Origin of the sequence: Rahnella aceris (assembly GCF_011684115.1) — a bacterium.
GTDB classification, from domain to species: Bacteria; Pseudomonadota; Gammaproteobacteria; order Enterobacterales; family Enterobacteriaceae; genus Rahnella; species Rahnella aceris.
The window spans coordinates 355,759-375,181 of record NZ_JAADJV010000004.1 but is presented as its reverse complement, the minus strand read 5'-3'; the positions used below and the strand labels follow the sequence as shown (position 1 = coordinate 375,181).

Annotated in this window: 15 protein-coding genes; 12 read left to right on the top strand and 3 right to left on the bottom strand. The window is 53.2% G+C overall.

The genetic code is table 11. From position 1 onward, the window contains the following. Positions 1-123: 123 nt before the first annotated feature. From GW591_RS19905 to GW591_RS19860, 10 genes are all read left to right on the top strand, one after another. Positions 124-2,130 (top strand): autotransporter outer membrane beta-barrel domain-containing protein, encoded by a 2,007-nt coding sequence (locus GW591_RS19905; protein WP_119261062.1) that lies wholly within the window; start codon positions 124-126, stop codon positions 2,128-2,130. Positions 2,131-2,298: 168 nt separating this feature from the next. Next, positions 2,299-3,213, top strand: a complete 915-nt coding sequence (gene glyQ / locus GW591_RS19900; RefSeq protein WP_014333298.1) for a glycine--tRNA ligase subunit alpha — start codon at positions 2,299-2,301, stop codon at positions 3,211-3,213. Between the two features lie 9 nt (positions 3,214-3,222). Beyond that, the gene (glyS, locus tag GW591_RS19895) at positions 3,223-5,292 is read left to right on the top strand and encodes a glycine--tRNA ligase subunit beta (RefSeq protein ID WP_166861282.1); all 2,070 of its coding nucleotides are present in this window, start codon (positions 3,223-3,225) and stop codon (positions 5,290-5,292) included. A gap of 209 nt (positions 5,293-5,501) precedes the next feature. Then, the gene (locus GW591_RS19890; protein ID WP_013573380.1) at positions 5,502-6,224 is read left to right on the top strand and encodes a DUF3053 domain-containing protein; all 723 of its coding nucleotides are present in this window, start codon (positions 5,502-5,504) and stop codon (positions 6,222-6,224) included. A 177-nt stretch (positions 6,225-6,401) separates the two neighbouring features. Further along, complete coding sequence (locus GW591_RS19885) at positions 6,402-7,196, top strand: DsbA family protein (RefSeq protein ID WP_121020031.1); 795 nt, start codon at positions 6,402-6,404, stop codon at positions 7,194-7,196. A 234-nt stretch (positions 7,197-7,430) separates the two neighbouring features. Then, positions 7,431-7,610: a hypothetical protein gene (locus tag GW591_RS19880; RefSeq protein WP_013573382.1), complete on the top strand. Its 180-nt coding sequence runs from the start codon at positions 7,431-7,433 to the stop codon at positions 7,608-7,610. Between the two features lie 30 nt (positions 7,611-7,640). Continuing rightward, entirely contained in the window at positions 7,641-9,185 is a 1,545-nt protein-coding gene (locus tag GW591_RS19875) for an anti-phage dCTP deaminase (RefSeq protein ID WP_166861280.1), read from the top strand. Positions 9,186-9,672: 487 nt separating this feature from the next. After that, positions 9,673-11,586: a PTS mannitol transporter subunit IICBA gene (locus GW591_RS19870; RefSeq protein ID WP_013573384.1), complete on the top strand. Its 1,914-nt coding sequence runs from the start codon at positions 9,673-9,675 to the stop codon at positions 11,584-11,586. Between the two features lie 134 nt (positions 11,587-11,720). Then, complete coding sequence (locus GW591_RS19865) at positions 11,721-12,869, top strand: mannitol-1-phosphate 5-dehydrogenase (protein ID WP_013573385.1); 1,149 nt, start codon at positions 11,721-11,723, stop codon at positions 12,867-12,869. A gap of 136 nt (positions 12,870-13,005) precedes the next feature. Continuing rightward, positions 13,006-13,554 carry an MltR family transcriptional regulator gene (locus GW591_RS19860; RefSeq protein ID WP_014411435.1) on the top strand — a complete coding sequence of 183 codons (549 nt, stop codon included), beginning with the start codon at positions 13,006-13,008 and terminating at the stop codon, positions 13,552-13,554. A 130-nt stretch (positions 13,555-13,684) separates the two neighbouring features. Here GW591_RS19860 and GW591_RS19855 read toward each other — a convergent pair whose 3' ends face one another. Beyond that, positions 13,685-14,293, bottom strand: coding sequence for a LysE family translocator (locus GW591_RS19855; RefSeq protein WP_013573388.1), 609 nt, complete (start codon positions 14,291-14,293; stop codon positions 13,685-13,687). A gap of 144 nt (positions 14,294-14,437) precedes the next feature. Here GW591_RS19855 and GW591_RS19850 point away from each other — a divergent pair, with 144 nt between their 5' ends. Then, complete coding sequence (locus GW591_RS19850) at positions 14,438-15,937, top strand: aminotransferase-like domain-containing protein (protein WP_013573389.1); 1,500 nt, start codon at positions 14,438-14,440, stop codon at positions 15,935-15,937. A gap of 65 nt (positions 15,938-16,002) precedes the next feature. After that, a complete protein-coding gene (locus GW591_RS19845) occupies positions 16,003-16,362 on the top strand; it encodes a YibL family ribosome-associated protein (protein WP_013573390.1) in 360 nt (119 codons plus the stop codon). A 171-nt stretch (positions 16,363-16,533) separates the two neighbouring features. On the opposite strand, the gene yiiM is transcribed toward GW591_RS19845, so the two are convergent. Continuing rightward, positions 16,534-17,205, bottom strand: coding sequence for a 6-hydroxyaminopurine reductase (gene yiiM, locus GW591_RS19840; RefSeq protein ID WP_013573391.1), 672 nt, complete (start codon positions 17,203-17,205; stop codon positions 16,534-16,536). A 103-nt stretch (positions 17,206-17,308) separates the two neighbouring features. Then, a complete protein-coding gene (locus GW591_RS19835) occupies positions 17,309-19,255 on the bottom strand; it encodes a methyl-accepting chemotaxis protein (RefSeq protein WP_013573392.1) in 1,947 nt (648 codons plus the stop codon). Positions 19,256-19,423 lie beyond the last annotated feature (168 nt).

Sequence of the window (19,423 nt, the reverse complement as noted above, 5' to 3'; positions counted from 1 at the left end):
GTCGCAATTTCTAAATCCCCACCTTGACGCTGGTCGGATCTGAACAATATTTAAAGCCAATCATTACGTAATCCTTACGTTTAATCCTTGCGTTGAGCGTCATTATTGAGGGAAATCACCGTTATGGCAGGCAAGAATTCGTCGATTTTACGACTCTCTCAGGGAGCATTTGCCGTGGCACTGTGCCTCGGTTTACAGGCTCCCGCGAAGGCTTTTGACCAGCTTTATGTGTTCGGCGACAGCCTGAGCGACACCGGTAACATTGGTCGCTGGACCTTCGACAGCAGCACGCATCCGCTTTATGACGAGATCCTGGCGAACAACATCGGCACAACCTTAGCTCCTTCTTCAAAAGGCGGCCTGAACTATGCCGAAGGTGGCGGTGTGGCGGTGCCGGGGCTGGATTCTGATTACACCACCCAGGATCAGGTTAAAAGCTATCTGACGTCGACCGGCGGCAAAGCCGATCCGAACGGGCTGTATGTTCACTGGATTGGCGGCAACGATCTGGCCGCTGCGGCGCTGAGCCTGAATCCGGTTACGGCGGTCGAAATTGCCACCAACAGCGCGACGCAGGCGGCCTCACAGGTGAACGATTTACTGAAAGCCGGTGCTGGCACGGTTGTGGTGCCGACGGTGCCGAATATCGGTCTGACACCGGTGCTGATGGAAGGCGTGATCCAGGTCGGATTGCTGCCGGTGCAGCAACAGGCGCTGGCAGCGGCGTATCAGTATTTGAATGCACAAAATACGCCGGATGCCGATGCCCGCACCGAGGCCATTCACAATGCGCTGGCGGCCGCTGCGGCGAAAGGCTCGGGCATTCCGCTGGTACAGGACGTGATCGCCAAAGGGCTGGCGGCCGCGTATGACGCGCTGAAAGACGTGGCGGGCGGCCTGACCGACACCTACAACACCACCGAAGATATCGCGCTGGCGAAAACCGGCGGCAATATTGCACGCGTGGATATCAACGGGCTGTTCAACGAAGTGGTTGCCGATCCGGCGCGGTACGGTTTTGCCAATACTGCCGGTACGGCCTGTCCGGTCGGGACATCCGCCTCGGAATGTACTTCGAATCTGCCGGGTTTCGACAGCAGCAAAGCTTTCCTGTTTTCTGACCATTTCCACCCGACGCCTCAGGCGCACGCGCTGATTGCGCAATATATGCAGTCGGTGCTCGACGGCCCGCTGGAAGCTTCTGCGCTGAGTCAGGGTTCACTGGCGCTGGCGCGAAATACACAAGGCTTGCTCGACAGCCGTTATCAGCAGTTGCGTACGCAGGATAACGATGCGGGAACCTTCGGCATGTTTGGCGGTTATGCCGGGCAAAGTGCGGACAGCAAATTCAGCCCGTCGATGGGGCTGGGTGATGGCGACCTGACGGCTAACTCGCTGAATATCGGCATGGATTATCAGATGACCGATCGCTGGATGATGGGGCTTATGCTTTCCGGCTCCGATGATAAAGACGATCCGACAGATCATTACAGCTACCGTACGCGCGGCTGGATGGCGACCGCCTTCACCGGCATTAAAATCGCCGAAAATGGCTGGATCAACGGCGATGTGCACTACGGCTCGCTCAATTATGACGATATCAAACGCCGCATTACGCTCGGGCCTACCACCCGGACGGAGCGCGGTGAAACGGACGGCAAACAGATCGGCGGACGCGTCACCGCAGGCTGGGACTTCCCGGTTCTGCCGGTGCTGAAAACCGGGCCGGTGGCGCAATACAGCTGGGATTACAGCAGTGTTGAAGGTTACAGCGAGAAGGGCAACAACAGTACCTCGATGCGTTTTGGCGATCAGACTTCTCATTCACAAATCGGTGCGCTCGGCTGGCGGGTGAATGCCGAACTCGGCATCGTCAATCCGTATGCGCAGGTCACCTATGACCGCCAGTTTGGCGATAAAACCTACACCACCACCGGCGCGATCAAATCCACCCGCACGCGGTTCAGCCGCACCACCGGCGAACAGGACGACGACTGGGTGGATATGACCGCAGGCTTAAACGTGCAAATCACCCACAGCATTTCAGCATTTGCGGCTATTTCACAAACCACCGGACTGGATTCCGGCGAACAAACCTCCTACAACGCCGGGCTGAGTGCGCGGTTTTAAGGGATAAAAGGGGCGCTCAGCCCCTTTCACTTTCCGAAAAAATCGCATCCAAAACTAAACACTGCCTCTCTGTGACGCTCAGTCGCCTGATTCTGGCTGATTATCTTCCGTGCAGCGGGTATACTGTCGCACTCTCTTTACACCCACTTTCTCGCGTGCGAATCCAACATGCAAAAGTTTGATACCAAGACATTCCAGGGCCTGATCCTGACACTGCAAGATTATTGGGCGCAGCAGGGCTGCACCATTGTTCAACCGCTGGATATGGAAGTCGGCGCGGGGACCTCGCACCCGATGACCAGTCTGCGCGCACTCGGCCCTGAGCCTTTTGCGGCAGCCTATGTTCAGCCATCACGCCGTCCGACTGACGGCCGCTACGGCGAGAACCCGAACCGCCTGCAGCACTATTATCAGTTTCAGGTGATGATCAAACCTTCACCGGAAAACATTCAGGAGCTGTACCTCGGCTCACTGAAAGAGCTGGGTCTTGATCCGCTGATCCACGATATCCGCTTCGTTGAAGACAACTGGGAAAACCCGACGCTCGGCGCCTGGGGGCTCGGCTGGGAAGTGTGGCTGAACGGCATGGAAGTGACGCAGTTCACTTACTTCCAGCAGGTCGGCGGCCTGGAATGTAAACCGGTAACCGGCGAAATCACTTACGGTCTGGAACGTCTGGCGATGTACATCCAGGGCGTGGACAGCGTTTACGATCTGGTGTGGAGCAACGGTCCGCTGGGTAAAACCACCTACGGCGACGTGTTCCATCAGAACGAAGTGGAACAATCGACGTATAACTTTGAATACGCCGATGTCGATTTCCTGTTCACCTGTTTTGAACAGCACGAGAAAGAAGCGCAAACCCTGCTGGCGCTCGAAAAGCCACTGGCACTGCCTGCTTACGAGCGCATCCTGAAAGCGGCCCATTGCTTCAACCTGCTCGACGCGCGTAAAGCGATTTCTGTGACTGAACGTCAGCGCTACATTCTGCGCATCCGTACCCTGACTAAAGCGGTAGCTGAGGCGTATTACGCTTCCCGCGAAGTGCTGGGCTTCCCGATGTGCAAAAAGAACGAGAAGTGAGAAAAGTCCATGACTGAAAAAACATTTCTGGTGGAAATCGGCACGGAAGAACTGCCACCGAAGGCTCTGCGCAGCCTTGCTGAATCTTTTGCCGCTAACCTGACTGCGGAGCTGGATGCGGCGAATCTGCCACACGGCGACGTAAAATGGTTTGCCGCGCCGCGCCGTCTGGCGCTGAAAGTCTCTGGTCTGCATGAATCCCAGGCTGACCGCGAAGTCGAAAAACGCGGCCCGGCTGTGGCGCAGGCATTCGATGCCGAAGGCAAACCCAGCAAAGCCGCTGAAGGCTGGGCTCGCGGTTGCGGTATCACCGTTGATCAGGCCGATCGTCTGGTCACTGACAAAGGCGAATGGCTGGTTTACCGTGCGCACGTCAAAGGCGAAAGCGCGCAACAACTGCTGCCTGCGATGATCGCCACGTCACTGTCTAAACTGCCAATTCCTAAACTGATGCGCTGGGGCGATTCCGACGTGCAGTTCGTGCGTCCGGTGCATACTGTCACCCTGCTGTTAGGCGATGAGCTGATCCCGGCGAAAATTCTCGGTATCGATTCTGCCCGCACTCTTCGCGGTCACCGCTTCATGGGCGAGCCTGAATTCACGATTGATAATGCCGATCAGTATCCGCAAATTCTGCTGGAACGCGGCAAAGTCATTGCCGATTACGAGCAGCGTAAAGCGCTGATCAAACGTGACGCGGAAAAAGCGGCAAAAGAAATTGGCGGTATCGCTGATCTGAGTGAAAGTCTGCTGGAAGAAGTCGCGTCTCTGGTTGAATGGCCGGTGGTGCTGACCGCGAAATTCGAAGAGAAATTCCTGGCTGTTCCGGCTGAAGCGCTGGTTTACACCATGAAAGGCGACCAGAAGTATTTCCCGGTGTACGACGCCGCAGGCAAACTTCTGCCGAACTTCATCTTTGTCGCCAACATCGAATCGAAAGATCCGCAGCAAATCATTTCCGGTAACGAGAAAGTGGTGCGTCCGCGTCTGGCCGATGCCGAATTCTTCTTCAATACCGACCGCAAGAAACGTCTCGAAGATAACCTGCCGCGTCTGGAAACCGTATTGTTCCAGAAGCAACTGGGTACGCTGCGCGACAAAACCGACCGTATTCAGGCGCTGTCTGGCTGGATCGCTGAGAAAATCGGTGCCAACGTTGAGAACGCAAAACGCGCCGGTCTTCTGTCTAAATGTGACCTGATGACCAACATGGTCTTCGAGTTCACCGACACGCAGGGCGTGATGGGCATGCATTATGCACGTCACGACGGCGAGCAGGAAGAAGTCGCGGTTGCGCTGAACGAGCAATATCAGCCACGCTTTGCGGGCGACGAGTTACCGGCTTCGCTGGTAGCGTGCGCGCTGGCAATCGCTGACAAGATGGACACCCTGGCCGGTATTTTTGGCATCGGTCAACATCCGAAAGGCGACAAAGACCCGTTCGCACTGCGCCGTGCCGCGCTGGGTGTTCTGCGTATTATCGTTGAGAAAAACCTGCCGCTTGATCTGCAAACCCTGACCGAAGAAGCAGTGCGTCTGTACGGCGACAAGCTGACTAACGAGAAGATAGTAGATGATGTGGTTGATTTCATGCTCGGTCGTTTCCGCGCGTGGTATCAGGAAGAAGGTCACGCAGTTGATACCATTCAGGCTGTGCTGGCACGTCGTCCGACCAAACCGGCTGATTTCGATGCGCGCGTGAAAGCGGTGAGCTACTTCCGTACGCTGGATGAAGCGGCCACGCTGGCGGCGGCCAACAAGCGTGTGTCCAACATTCTGGCGAAATCCACGGATGTTCTGCTGGATCACGTCCACGCGTCCGTACTGAAAGAACCTGCTGAGCTGAAACTGGCGACGCATCTGGTGGTTCTGCGCGACAAGCTGGAACCGCTGTTTGCCGCCGGTCAGTACAAAGAAGCGCTGGTGGAACTGGCTGCATTGCGTGAAACCGTCGATACGTTCTTTGATACCGTGATGGTGATGGATGAGAACGAAGCGGTGCGTATCAACCGCCTGACGCTGCTCTCCAAACTGCGGGAGTTGTTCCTGCAGGTGGCGGATATTTCGCTGCTTCAGTAAGTTAAGTTTTTGCTCCCTCCCCCTGCTAAGGGGAGGGTTGGCCTCCCCTTAGCAGGGGGAGGAGCAAGGCAGCTTATCGGATGCCAATTTCTACGCTTTTTTAAAAAGCGTTCTCCCCCCAATTGTTCTATCCTATAACCCGCATGGAATGCACAGCATCGGCAGGGAACTGGCCGGAAGAAGAACATTGAAATCAGGAGTCAGGACTCATGGCTGTAGGGATCAGAAGCGGTGCATTTTCTCGCTGGCTGGCGCCGTTTATCGCACTGCTGGTGGTGTTTCAGCTCACTGCATGCGGCGATAAAGAACCGGAGCAACGCAAAGCCTTTATCGATTATTTGCAAAATACCGTGATGCGTAGCGGGCAAAATCTGCCGTCGCTGAGTGAAGATCAGAAACAACGTTTTGGTAATTACGCGAATGACTACGGCATCATTCTGTCATTCTCCCGCCAGATGAAAGGTGCCGTTGAAGGTAGCCTGGTGCCGGTGGTGAGCGCGATTGGTCAGGTGCGTACACCGCAGGATTACATGACTCAGCGCAGCGCGTTGCAACAGGCGGCCAGCACGCTGAGCTTGCTGAATGCGCAGTTGCGTGACTCAAAAGTGAAAGCCGACACCGCGATGGCGGCATTGAAACAACCGGACGATCTGAAAGCGGTTTATAGCCAGGTATACAACAGCGTGGTGACCCAGCCTGCTAACGTGCTGACACCACTGGTGCCTGCGCTGCAAAGCTTCACGCAGGATATCGCGTCTGTGGGTGATTTCCTGCAACAGCAGGGCACGCAGGTTGCTTTCGCCAACGGCGGCGTGCAGTTCCCGACGCAGCAACAGGCCACGCAGTACAACACCATGATGTCGAATCTGGTGGGTAAACAGCAGACATTGCTTCAGGCGCAAAAAGTCGCACAGGGCGATTTTAGCAACTAAGCCTGACTGATATCAGCAACGAAGCCACGTCATCTTGTACGTGGCTTTTTTATTGACTGAGATCCTGTCCGCCTGTTTATAAAAAATGACAATTTTTTGCCTGCAAATCCGGCTGAGTTCCTCTACTTTTGAAGGTAACTGTCAGTTTTTTCCCGTCTTTCACTTTAAGGATTTTTGATGAAACGTCAGATGATGACTCTGTTGGCTTCTCTGGTGCTGGCGCCGACGCTGGCTTTTGCTGCCGACAGCGCAACCGCAGATTTTACCCCGGCGCAACAGGAAGCCATTGGTAAAATTGCGGCGGATTACATGTTGCAGCACCCGGAAATCCTGGTGCAGGTCAGCCAGAAATTGCAGGCACAGCAGGCTGATCAGCAACAACAGCAAACCCTGAGCGCGGTGTTGGCAAATTCTAAAGCTCTGCTGAACGACCCTGCGACCCCAAGCTACGGCCCGAAAGATGCAAAAGTCGCGTTCGTGGAATTCTTCGATTACCAGTGCCTGTATTGCAGCCACATGGCGCCGGTTGTTGAGCAGACCGTGAAAGCCAATCCGAACGTACGTTTCGTCTTCAAAGAATGGCCAATCTTTGGTGACCGCTGGAAAGCGTCCATCACTGCGGCTGAAACCGGTATGGCTATCTGGAAAGAAAAAGGCGCTCAGGCGTACTTTGATTACCACAACAGCATTTACCGCACCGGTCATGACGAAGGTAAGCTTACGGATGCCGATATCGCCGGTGCAGTGAAAGCCGCGAAAGCGACAGCGCCAACCGATGCACAGCGTAAAGCGACGCACGAAGCCATCGCCGCTAACGATGAGCTGGCCCGTACGCTGGGCTTCAGCGGTACGCCAGGGTTCGTGGTGATGCCAACCAGCGGCGCGACCGCTGAAAACACCAGCGTTCTGCCTGGTGCTGTGTCTGCTGAAGAATTGCAGGCAGCCATTATGAAGGCGCAGGGCGGGAAGTAATTTTTGTTTCAATCCGGCAGCCTGTGCTGTCGGATTTTCTTCTCAGGTATAGTTTGGAAAGCACTTCTCAGTATCGAATGTAACGGCTGAAACTGAGTAAATTTTTACTCACTTCGTGGGTTTTGACGTGGTAACCTTCTTTTCTTCATGGATATTCATCCAATGAAACAATCTCTGATTCTGGGATCTGCCAGCAGAGTTTACTCAATTTTTTACTGATTACATGGATAGCTTATGATTGTTCAATTCGCTGATTATGCTGCGTTGAAAACGGATGAACAGCATTCCGAATTCTCAGCAGTGGAGAGCACGGGATCAGAGCACGTTATTGATCTTTCGGCCCGGCGTCAGTCTGCTGCATATAAAAAGGCCATGGCTCAGGTTTTGGAAGAAGCAGCCAAGCTAGACTGGTAACATTCAGGCTGTCCAGTCATTGGAGTGTCTATGGCTGAACCGGCAAAAAAAATCATTTCATTACCTGCATCAAATCAATCATTCGGCAACAATAACAGCATTGATGATATTCGTGAGCGCCGCTCACAAGAACTGGTCATCGGACTTTGTGGGGCGAGTGGATCAGGGGTTAAAACCCTTAAAGAAAAAATCATCACTAAACTTAAAGCCTGTAATTATCATGTTGTGCATATAAGAATTAGCGATTTAATGGCAGACACCCTGTCAGCTGCTGAAGCGGCAGAGTTAAAGAAACTTGAAGGTTATGAGCATTTTATCCAGTTGCAAAATCTCGGTAATACTCTGCGTGAAAAACATGGCAATATCATTAACTCCGAATTGGTTATCCGGAAAATAAAAGTTATCAGGACGGCAAATTTAAATACGGGAGATTTTAAAGGAGCCTCAGGAAAATCAACCAGTAAAATAGCTTACATTGTCGATCAATTAAAACATCCTGAAGAAGTTGATCTCTTTCGTGAGGTGTATCGTAATAATTTTTATCTGATCGGCTTAGTGAGAACGATTAATGAAAGAGTTATTAATTTGAAAAAGGATTTTCTTAACGATCATCAGATTGCCGAAATAATCAGGCGCGACAGGCGTTCCGAGTACCCTTATGGTCAACATGTCGAGGACACATTGCAGTGTGCCGATTATTTTATCAGGAACATAAATAATGATCAGATTAAAAAATCGATAGCCCGATTTATCGACCTTGTACATGGCGCAAATAATGTGAGTCCCAGCCAGGATGAAACCGGCATGTTCACCGCGAATTCAGCCGCATTACGCTCTGCCTGTTTATCGCGTCAGGTGGGGGCTGCTATTACGGATGATAATTGCAATATCCTCTCCACTGGCTGCAACGATGTACCTGCTGCAGGTGGTGGGCTCTATTCCTGTGAAAGCAAGAGCGATAAACGCTGTTATAACAACGATGGCTGCCATAGTGATATGCACAAGGATTTAGTCAGGCGTGAGGTCGAAGCAGTGATCGCCCGTAGTGATCCGTCACGGGCGAATGAACTTGCAATACAGATTATGAAAACCCCAAAAATAAAGTCCCTGATTGAATACTCGCGTGCTATTCATGCCGAAATGGATGCAATTACTACGATGGCGCGTCTTGCGAATGCAAGTACTTGTGATAAGACACTTTATTGCACAACTTATCCTTGCCACAACTGTGCACGACATATTGTTGCCGCTGGATTGAAGAGGGTGGTTTATATCGAACCTTATGCCAAGAGTCTGGCTGAAGACCTTCACGGTGATTCGATAGCTCATGCCGACAGTACGGATAAAACTAAAAAGGTTATTTTCGAGAATTTTGAGGGAACGGCACCGAGACGGTATACAAAATTTTTCGGTTATAGCCGTCCGAGAAAAGATGACAGAGGCAAGCCAATTTCTTATGAAATCCCTGCTTCCCATCACGTTGATCCACAATATCTGGATAGTTATGGTGATTCTGAATCAAAAGTGATTTTGAATGTTACTAATAAGCTTCGTGATGAACCTGTCCCCGATTAAAGAAGAAGCGGGTATTCCGGATACCCGCTCCCCCTGTAATTTTCTTTCAACATCTCTCCCGTAAACTCAGTTTTCCTTTCCTCAGACACGTCTGAATGCTTTTTAAGCGAAATACACAAGTCCGGCGAAAAATACTTTGTGATCAATATCACGTTTTAATGATAAAGACTCGTTAACAAAAAGTGACTTAAGTCACATATTTGGCAGGGGTGCGCTCAAATAATCGTCAGTGTAGCTCGGTTACAGGCTGTTTTTGTGATGATGATCACCAAAATGCAGGGGGTGATGGCTGTATACGTGTGATCTGCGTCACGGGCTGTCGGGTGGCTACGCGAGGCCTATAATCACGTGGTAGAGTCCGCCTCGCAGACAGCAATTCGACGGACGGATTTTTAAAGCAGTGGCACAAAAACCGAAACAACCGTCACCGATAATTAACTGATATCACGCGCTCTATTGTCAGCGCGTATCAATAGGGGTGCGTTTTATGTTTTCACCAGACGTTAAGATCAAAGTTCAAAACTTTGGTCGCTTCCTGAGTAACATGGTAATGCCCAACATCGGCGCGTTTATCGCCTGGGGTATCATTACTGCTCTGTTCATTCCTACCGGCTGGATCCCTAATGAAACATTAGCGAAACTGGTTGGCCCGATGATCACTTATCTTCTGCCATTGCTCATCGGTTATACCGGTGGTCGTCTGGTCGGTGGTGATCGCGGTGGTGTGGTCGGCGCAATCACCGTAATGGGTGTTATCGTTGGTGCGGATATGCCAATGTTCCTCGGCGCAATGATTGTAGGTCCGCTGGGCGGCTGGTGCATCAAGCGTTTCGACCGCTGGGTTGACGGTAAAATCAAAAGTGGCTTCGAGATGCTGGTCAACAACTTCTCGGCCGGTATTATCGGTATGCTGTTGGCCATTCTGGCCTTCCTGGCAATCGGTCCGCTGGTAGAAGCACTGTCTAAAGTGCTGGCTGCAGGCGTGCACATCATGGTTATTCATAACCTGTTGCCGCTGGCGTCTATCTTTGTTGAACCGGCGAAAATCCTGTTCCTCAACAACGCTATCAACCACGGTATCTTCTCTCCGCTGGGTATCCAGCAGGCGACTGAAACCGGTAAATCTATCTTCTTCCTGATCGAAGCGAACCCGGGTCCGGGTATGGGCGTCCTGATGGCGTACATGTTCTTCGGTCGTGGCAGTGCTAAACAATCAGCTGGCGGTGCGGCAATCATCCACTTCCTGGGTGGTATCCACGAAATTTATTTCCCATATGTTCTGATGAACCCACGTCTGCTGCTGGCAGTCATTCTGGGCGGTATGACTGGCGTGTTCACCCTGACTGTGCTGAACGGCGGTCTGGTGTCTCCGGCTTCTCCGGGTTCCATCCTGGCGGTTCTGGCGATGACACCAAAAGGTGCGTACTTCGCTAACATCGCGGCTATCGTGGCAGCCTTTGCGGTGTCCTTCGTTATCTCTTCTTTCCTGCTGAAAACCACCAAAGCGAAAGACGGCGACGATCTGGACGAAGCAACACGCCGTATGCAGGATATGAAAGCCCAGTCTAAAGGCGGCAAACCTGCTGTTGCAGGCGTGGCGGGCGACCTGTCTACCGTACGTAAAATCATCGTTGCCTGTGACGCCGGTATGGGTTCCAGCGCAATGGGTGCCGGTGTGCTGCGCAAAAAAGTGCAGGATGCCGGGCTGACCAACATCAGCGTCACCAACAGCGCGATCAACAACCTGCCTGATGATGTGGATCTGGTGATTACTCACCGTGACCTGACTGAACGCGCCATGCGCCAGGTGCCACACGCACAGCACATTTCGCTGACCAACTTCCTCGACAGCGGCCTGTACACGGACCTGACTTCACGTCTGGTTGAAGTGAACAAAGCCAGCCAGTACAAAGAGAAAGTGACCACCACGCTGGGCGACAGCATCGTGACTGACAATGAAAACGAAAACCTGTTCCGCATTAGCGAAAGCAACATCTTCCTCGGCCTGAACGCGGCGACCAAAGAAGACGCGATTCGTTTTGCCGGTGAACAACTGGTGAAAGGCGGGTATGTTCAGGCAGAATATGTCGACGCGATGCTGGCTCGTGAGCAGCTGACCTCGACGTATCTGGGCGAATCCATCGCTGTGCCGCACGGTACCATCGAAGCGAAAGATCGCGTGCTGAAAACCGGTATCGTGTTCTGCCAGTATCCGGCGGGTATCCGCTGGGGCGATGATGAAGATGACCGTGCACGCCTGGTCGTCGGTATCGCAGCGCGCAATAATGAGCACATCAACGTGATCACCAAACTGACCACGGCGCTGGACGAAGAAGGTGTTATCGAACGTCTGGCGAACACCACCAGCGTTGAAGAAGTTCTGACTATTCTTCGCGGCTAAGGTTGAGTAATCAGTAGAGCGTTACTAAGCGGGTCTTGATAAAAGACCCGCTTGTTGATTCGGAGCCGGGCGGCTCCCAGCTTTACCCAAAGCTTTTTACCATAAAGTATGGCCCCCGATTTGAAGGAAATATTATGAAAGCATTACATTTTGGTGCAGGTAACATTGGTCGCGGTTTTATCGGTAAATTACTTGCTGATGCCGGGATTGAGCTGACGTTTGCGGATGTCAGCCCTGCCTTACTGGATGCGCTGAACAGCCGTAAAGGTTACGACGTGCACGTGGTCGGTGAACAGGCCACCGTTGAGCCTGTCAGTAATGTGAATGCCGTGAACAGCGCCGGTCAGGAGGCAATCAACCTGATCGCTGAAGTCGATCTGGTGACCACCGCCGTCGGTCCGACCGTGCTGGAAAAAATCGCGCCGAACGTCGCTAAAGGTCTGGTGCTGCGTCATCAGCAAGGCAACGAAAAGCCGCTGAACATTATCGCCTGCGAAAACATGGTGCGCGGTACCAGCCAGTTTAAACAGCACGTATTCAACGCCCTGCCGGAAGATGAAAAAGCCTGGGTTGAAGCGCACGTCGGTTTTGTCGATTCCGCCGTAGACCGCATCGTTCCCCCTGCGGCAGCGGGCACCACCGATCCGCTGGAAGTCACCGTTGAAACCTTCAGCGAATGGATTGTGGATAAAACCCAGTTCAAAGGAGAATTGCCGGAAATCGCAGGCATGGAACTGACGGATAACCTGATGGCGTTTGTTGAACGTAAACTGTTCACCCTCAACACCGGTCATGCCATCACCGCCTATCTCGGCCAGCAGGCAGGCCACGCGACAATTCGTGATGCGATCCTCGACGAGAAAGTGCGTCTGGTGGTTCGCGGTGCCATGGAAGAAAGCGGGGAAGTGCTGATCCGCCGTTACGGTTTTGACCCGGAAAAACATTTCGCTTACATCGAAAAAATCCTGACCCGTTTCGAAAACCCGTACCTGCATGACGATGTTGAGCGCGTTGGCCGTCAGCCACTGCGTAAACTGAGTGCGGGTGATCGTCTGATCAAACCCTTGCTGGGCACGCAGGAATATCGCTTGCCGAACGACAATCTGGTGAGAGGGATTGCGGCCGCGATGCATTATCGCAGCGAGCAAGATCCGCAAGCTAAAGAACTGGTAGAATTGCTGGAGAAAGTCGGGCCAAAAGCCGCCCTTGCCCAGATTTCAGGTCTGCCAGAAGATGGCGAAGTTGTGGCGAAAGCCGTCGCTCTCTACGAATCGATGCACTGATACTGCGTTTATTTTGATTTCGCCAACACCAGGCAAAGAAAGCCCTGTCGGGCGGGATGTTTCTGCCCGACATGCGCGCATCATGGATGACGCCAGGGGCGCTGTCAGCATCGGCTCTTTAATGCAAGTAAGCCCTATGGAAAAAGCTCAGGCGTTTGAAAACCGTGTACTTGAAAAGCTTAATGCGGGTAAAACCGTGCGCAGCTTTTTAATGACCGCTGTGGAGTTACTGGCCGAAGCGCTGGATATTCTGGTGGTGCAGGTTTTCCGTAAAGATGATTATGCGGTGAAATATGCAGTCGAACCGTTACTGACCGGCACCGGACCGCTCGGTGATTTGTCTGTACGTCTCAAACTGATTTATGCGCTGGGCGTGATCAGCCGTCATGAATACGAAGATGCAGAATTACTGATGGCGCTGCGTGAAGAGCTGAATTACGACGGCGAAGAGTATCGTTTTACCGATGATGAAATTCTCGGCCCGTTCGGTGAATTGCATTGCGTGACAGAACTGCCGCCAGCGCCCACTTTCCTGAAACCGGGCGAAGCCGACGAGTCGCTGATCGCCATGCAACGTCAGCGCTATCAACAAATCGTTCGCTCCACCATGGTCCTTTCCGTGACAGGGCTGATCGCCCACATCAGTAATCAGCAGCCTTCCAGGCTTTCTCCGGTGCAAAAATAAATCCCCGTCATACTTCGAGCCACAGATGCGTTGGCTGCGTTCAGTCACCCGAATCACTTACATGAGTAAGCTCATCGGGACTCCATCACTTGCCGCCTTCCTGCAACCCGAACTATTTTGGGGATTTGTTTTAGTTAAGCGCATGGCGCACTTCGCCGACCAGCAACCACAGCGCGGTTAATGCCATCATGCCGCCCATGATTGTGTTAAACATTTTCAGCTTCCATTCCACACGTAGCGCCTGACGTAATCTGTCACCCATCACGACCCACACCAGAATGCAGGGCAGATTGATCAGCGCGAAGCCGACACAAATCAGCAGCGTGTGATGCAGCATGTTGCCATCCGGCGGGGTAAACAGAATCGCCACGTTGGTCGCCATCAGCCACGCTTTCGGGTTCACTGCCTGAAATAACGCGCCATTAATCATGTTCATCGGTTGCTGTTTTGCGCCTTCTTTCGGCGAGCCGGAACGGTAAATTTTCCACGACAGCCAGAACAGATACGCACAGCCCACTGCCGCCATTGGCAGACGCACAACAGTCATCCAGCTCAGCAGAATCGCCAGCATGGAGGTCATCAGCGCACACTGCACCACGCAGCCCAGCGTAATTCCCAGCATCATCGGCACGCTGCGGCGTAGCCCGAAATTCACCCCGGAAGCCGCCAGCAACAGATTGTTCGGGCCGGGTGTAATTGACATCACGGTGACGTAACTGACAAAAGCGGTATCGATCATTTTGTTTTCCTGCATCCCCTGTTTTCCAGATAACCAGAGTAAACACTGCACAGGAAAGGTAACAGAACCAGAAATACGCTATTGTTATGGTTACAGATAGCATAACTAAAAACTGTACCCATGACTTTTCACGGAACTGACACCATGACTGATACAGCGGATTTCAGCGACACGCGATATAACCAACTGGCGGAACAACTGGCGGACGCTATCCGCCGTGGCACACTCGCACCGGGCAGTCGTTTGCCGTCCGTGCGACGCAGCGCACAAACCTGGTCAGTCAGTATCAACACCGTGGTAGCTGCTTACCGGCGGCTGGAAGATCGCGGCTTTATCGAGGCACGTCCGCAGTCCGGTTTTTATGTGCGTGCCGCGTTGCCCGCGCTGGACCATCAGCCGCAGGAACAGCCGCAGACGCCAGCGGCAGAACCGGCAGATGAAGTGCTGGATCTGATCGACAAAGTGTTCGCCTCGCAAATTGACCCCACCTACACCAACTTATCGCTGGCCTGTCCGCAGTCGAACGATTTTTACCCGACCGGAAAACTGGGGCGGATTATGTCGTCACTGCTGCGTCGTCAGCCCAATCTGATCGGGCAATACGCGCTGCCGCCGGGCAGCCCGGCGTTACGCCAGCAAATTGCGCGCCGTGCACTGACGCTCGGCATGATTTTAGAGCCTGCGGATATCACGATTACGCACGGTTGTATGGAGGCGTTACAGCTGGCATTGCGCGTTACCACCAAACCCGGCGACAGTATCGGGCTGGAAACGCCGACCTATTTTTATCTGCTGCCGATGCTGGCGAGTCTCGGACTGAAAGCAGTGGAAATCCCCACCGATCCGCAAACCGGCCTGTCGCTGGATGTGCTGGAAATGCTGCTGACCGAGAAACGGCTGAATGCAGTGATCGCCATGCCGACGGCGCAAAATCCGCTGGGCTTTACCATGCCGCTGGCGGCGAAAAAACGGCTGGCGCGGCTGATGAACGATCACCAGGTCCCCCTGATTGAAGACGGGCTTTACGCAGAAATTCAGTTTGGCGCGACGCTGTCTCCAGCGGTAAAAGCCTTTGACCGGGACGGCTGGATCCTGTTTTGCACCAGCTTTACCAAAACGCTGGCACCTGATTTTCGCATCGGCTGGGTGGACGGCGGACGCTTTGCCGATAAGTTGCATAAACTGAAAGCGGTATCGTCAATGGCAGAGTCCGCCTTGCTTTCCCAAACGCTGACGTTGTTTCTGGAATCGGGCGGTTACGATCATCATCTGCGGGTTTTACGCAAACGCTACGCGTCGCAGGTGGAACAGGCGCGCGCGTTGATCGCCCGTCACTTCCCGCAGGGCACCCGCGCCACGCAACCGGCAGGCGGCTTTGTTATCTGGGTGGATTTCCCGCCGGGCGTCGATTGCGTCACGCTGTTCCGCCAGTTACTGAAAGATAAAATCTGCATGACGCCGGGACAACTGTATTCACCGAGCGGTCGCTACGCCAATGGCCTGCGTTTATCGTGCTGTTATGTTTTCGATACCCGCTATATTTCGGCGATGATCCGCATTGGCGAGCGGGCGTGTGAGATGTGTGGTTTGCCGCCGGGGCTGGCAGAAACGCAGGAGCAAGCTGAAGAATCGCACACTTCCTGATACACTGACGTTTATTATTCCCAATTTACAGTCGTGCCCGCTGCGGCATGAACGGATCTGAAACCATGAAAGAAGTCGAAAAAGCCGAGATTAAACGCCTCAGCGACATGCTGGATGCACTTAATCACAAAGATGCGACCGTGATTCAGGCAGGTAATGCTGAGTTAATCGCTAAGCACGAAGAAGAGAAAGAAAAACTGGCTGCCGAGATCGCGCGTTTAAAAGAAGTGCGTGAGAAAAAACTCAGCACCGAAGCGCAGAAGCTGGAAAAGCTGTTCAGCCGTGAAATCACCAAGAAAGAACAGGCTGATATGGGCACGCTGAAGAAAACCGTTCGCGGTATCGTGGTGGTTCACCCGATGACTGCGCTGGGCCGCGAAATGGGCCTGAAAGCGGTGACCGGTTTCGCTAAGAAAGAATTCTGAACTAACACGCCCTCCCCTGCGAAGGGGAGGGTTGGGGTGGGGTATTAAAGCAGAATCAAAGAGTTGAAGTGTGCTTTGACTCGGGTTTTGTCTTTATAACCCCCTCCCAGCCTCCCCCTTCGCAGGGGGAGGAGCAAAGAAAAACCCCTCCAGCCATACCCGTTCTGTTTCTTACTTCCCAAACAATCTCCGCCCAAAATCCTCGATCTTGCGATTTACCAGCCGCATCTGCATGGTTTTACTCCAGCTCGCTGAAATCCCTGCAGCAGACATCAGACGGCGATACTGTTCCTCATCAAACGGCATGTTGAAGGCGATAGAAATCGCTTCTGCGACGGACACCTCACTGTTGCGCGTCAGCAGTTCCAGCGGCCGGTCGCCACTGACATTCCCCGTACTGACCACCCGATATAACCAGCCGCAGCGGCCGCTTTGTTGTAACAGCGGCGACAGGTTTTTGCAGTCGAGAAAATGGTTCAGTTTGTAGCAGGGCGCACGGGGTTGCGTGACCTGAATCAGCGCGTCGCCCCAGCGGAAAATATCGCCGATATACACGTTATCTTCGGTCATGCCGAGTGTCGAAAGGTTTTCCCCAAACGCAGGCGGATGAAAACGGTCCTCTTCTTCGGGAAACTGTTGGCGCAACCAGGCGTAATGCTCGCGGGGAAAATGACACAGCGCGCGGTCAGCGCCACCGTGATAAGACTTTTCGGCCTGCTGATCGTTCTCCAGCCCGAGAGGCGTCAGAGCGACAGCGCCATCAACCTGACGTTTGGCAATCGCACTGGGTGAAAAGTCGGGATAATGCTCGATGGTACCGATGTACACGTCGGGATAATGCATAAGCTCTCCGCTGCTGAAATGTCACTCGCTCAAGCATAACCTGCATTCGGCAGCGGGAGTAGAAGGAATACCTGCGCACATGCGGGGTGCGCAGGTTCATCAGTCAGAACGTTTCCCAGTTATCCTGACTGGTTTTGCCTTGAACTGGCAGCGGCAGGGCCGGACGGCGCAGCGCGGCGGATGCCGGTGCGGCCAGCATATCGCCGTTATCGGCCAGGCGGAATACCGAGACTGCCTGCGTCAGCGTCGCGGCCTGATCTTCGAGTGAATCGGCGGCAGCGGATGACTGCTCAACCAGCGCGGCGTTCTGCTGTGTCGTGCTGTCCATTTCGACAATCGCCTGCGAAATCTGGCTGATACCACGGCTTTGCTCGTCAGAAGCAGAGGCGATTTCACCCATGATATCGCGCACATGCGAGACGGATTTCACGATATCCTGCATGGTGCGTCCGGTATTTTCCACCAGCTTCGCGCCGGTGTTAACACGTTCAACCGACTCGGCAATCAGCCCTTCGATCTCTTTCGCTGCCTGCGCACTGCGCTGTGCCAGTATGCGGACTTCCGAGGCGACGACTGAGAATCCGCGACCCTGTTCACCGGCACGCGCGGCTTCAACCGCAGCGTTCAGCGCCAGGATATTGGTCTGGAACGCGATGCTGTTGATGACGGACGTAATTTCGGCGATACGTTTTGAGCTGCCGGAAATCTGCTGCATGGTGTCGACCACTTCGCCGACTTGTTTGCCGCCGAGCGTTGCGGTGCCTGAAGCCTCGCTGGCCAGTTTGCTGGCGTGATGGGCGTTATCGGCGTTCTGTTTCACCGTCGCGCTCAGTTCTTCCATGCTGGCGGCGGTTTCTTCAACCGCGGCGGCCTGCTGTTCGGTGCGTGAGGAAAGATCGGTATTCCCGGCGGCGATTTCAGCCGCCGCGTGAGAAACCTGTGAAACGCCGGAGCGGATTTCATAAATCATCGTACTGAGATTCTGGCTCATCGCGGACACCGCGTTCATCAGCATACCCAGCTCATCGCGACGTGTGGTTGGATGCGCGACAGTCAGATCGCCCCGCGCAATCGCCTCCGCCGTTTTCAGCGTATCGCGCAGCGGCTGGGCAATCTGGCGGGTGATTCGCCATGCAATGATAATCCCCACCAGCATTACGATCAGCGTAATCACCATCATGATCATCTGTGCATTACTGATGTCTTTATGCGTGTTATCCAGTTCATTTTTGAATATTTTTGCGACCAGTGTGTTCATCTCAGCGGCTTTTACTGTCAGCAGCTGCGAGTTCTTTTGTTCATCTTCGTAAGCCGGCATGTAGGCCATAACGTGATCTTTATAGGTCGCCAGCGCACTCATCAGCGGGGCGAGTGTGGCCTGCTGATCCGGCAACAGTAATGCGTTCAGCTTTTTAGCATTGGCCTGCGTATCATCAATTGACTTTAACAGCCTGGCTTCCGATTCCTTGTTGATGTTGAGCAACAGGCCGCGCACGTCATAACGCACGTTGATCAGTTTTTGAATGACTTCGGCCAGTGAAAGACGAATGGAAGGATCGGCATCTTCCACACGCAGCTGATCTTGTAAACGTTTCACAACGGCTTCGGTTTCGGAAAGATTCCAGCTGGCGCGTACCGCATCTTTGCGGTCGACGGCTTCTTTAAATGCGGCTTGTGCCTGCTGATATTCATGAATTTTTACCGGCACCTGCTCCAGTTCTGCCTGCCCAGCGGCATCCCATTTCAGCTTGTCTTTCGACTGCTCAATCAGTTGCGACAGCGCGTCAATGTTGTCCTGATTTTGTTTGAGATATGCCGGATTGTAATTGAGCTGATAAAGCGTACGGCTGAGGCGGGCATCATTGAGTAATGCGTTCATCTGATTACTGAAATCGACTTTTTCCGCACGCTGACTGATGTCGTTAAATTTAATCATTCCCGCAGTGGTAATGACGGCCGCGATCAAAAGCACCAGCCCGAAACCCAGACCCAGTTTGGTGCCGACCTTGAGATTGTTCATCCACTGCGAAAGACCCGATCCGTTACTCATAATCATTCTCCGTCAAACATCCCTTTTAAATAGACATGCGTTTTTGTGACGCCTTTGTGAACAATCTATCGGTAGGTTGTTTAATAAACTTTATAGGATCTGTGGCGTATTTTTGATTAATGCGAGCGGGGTCTAATAATGGTGGGAAACGGAAGAATAATTCGCTGT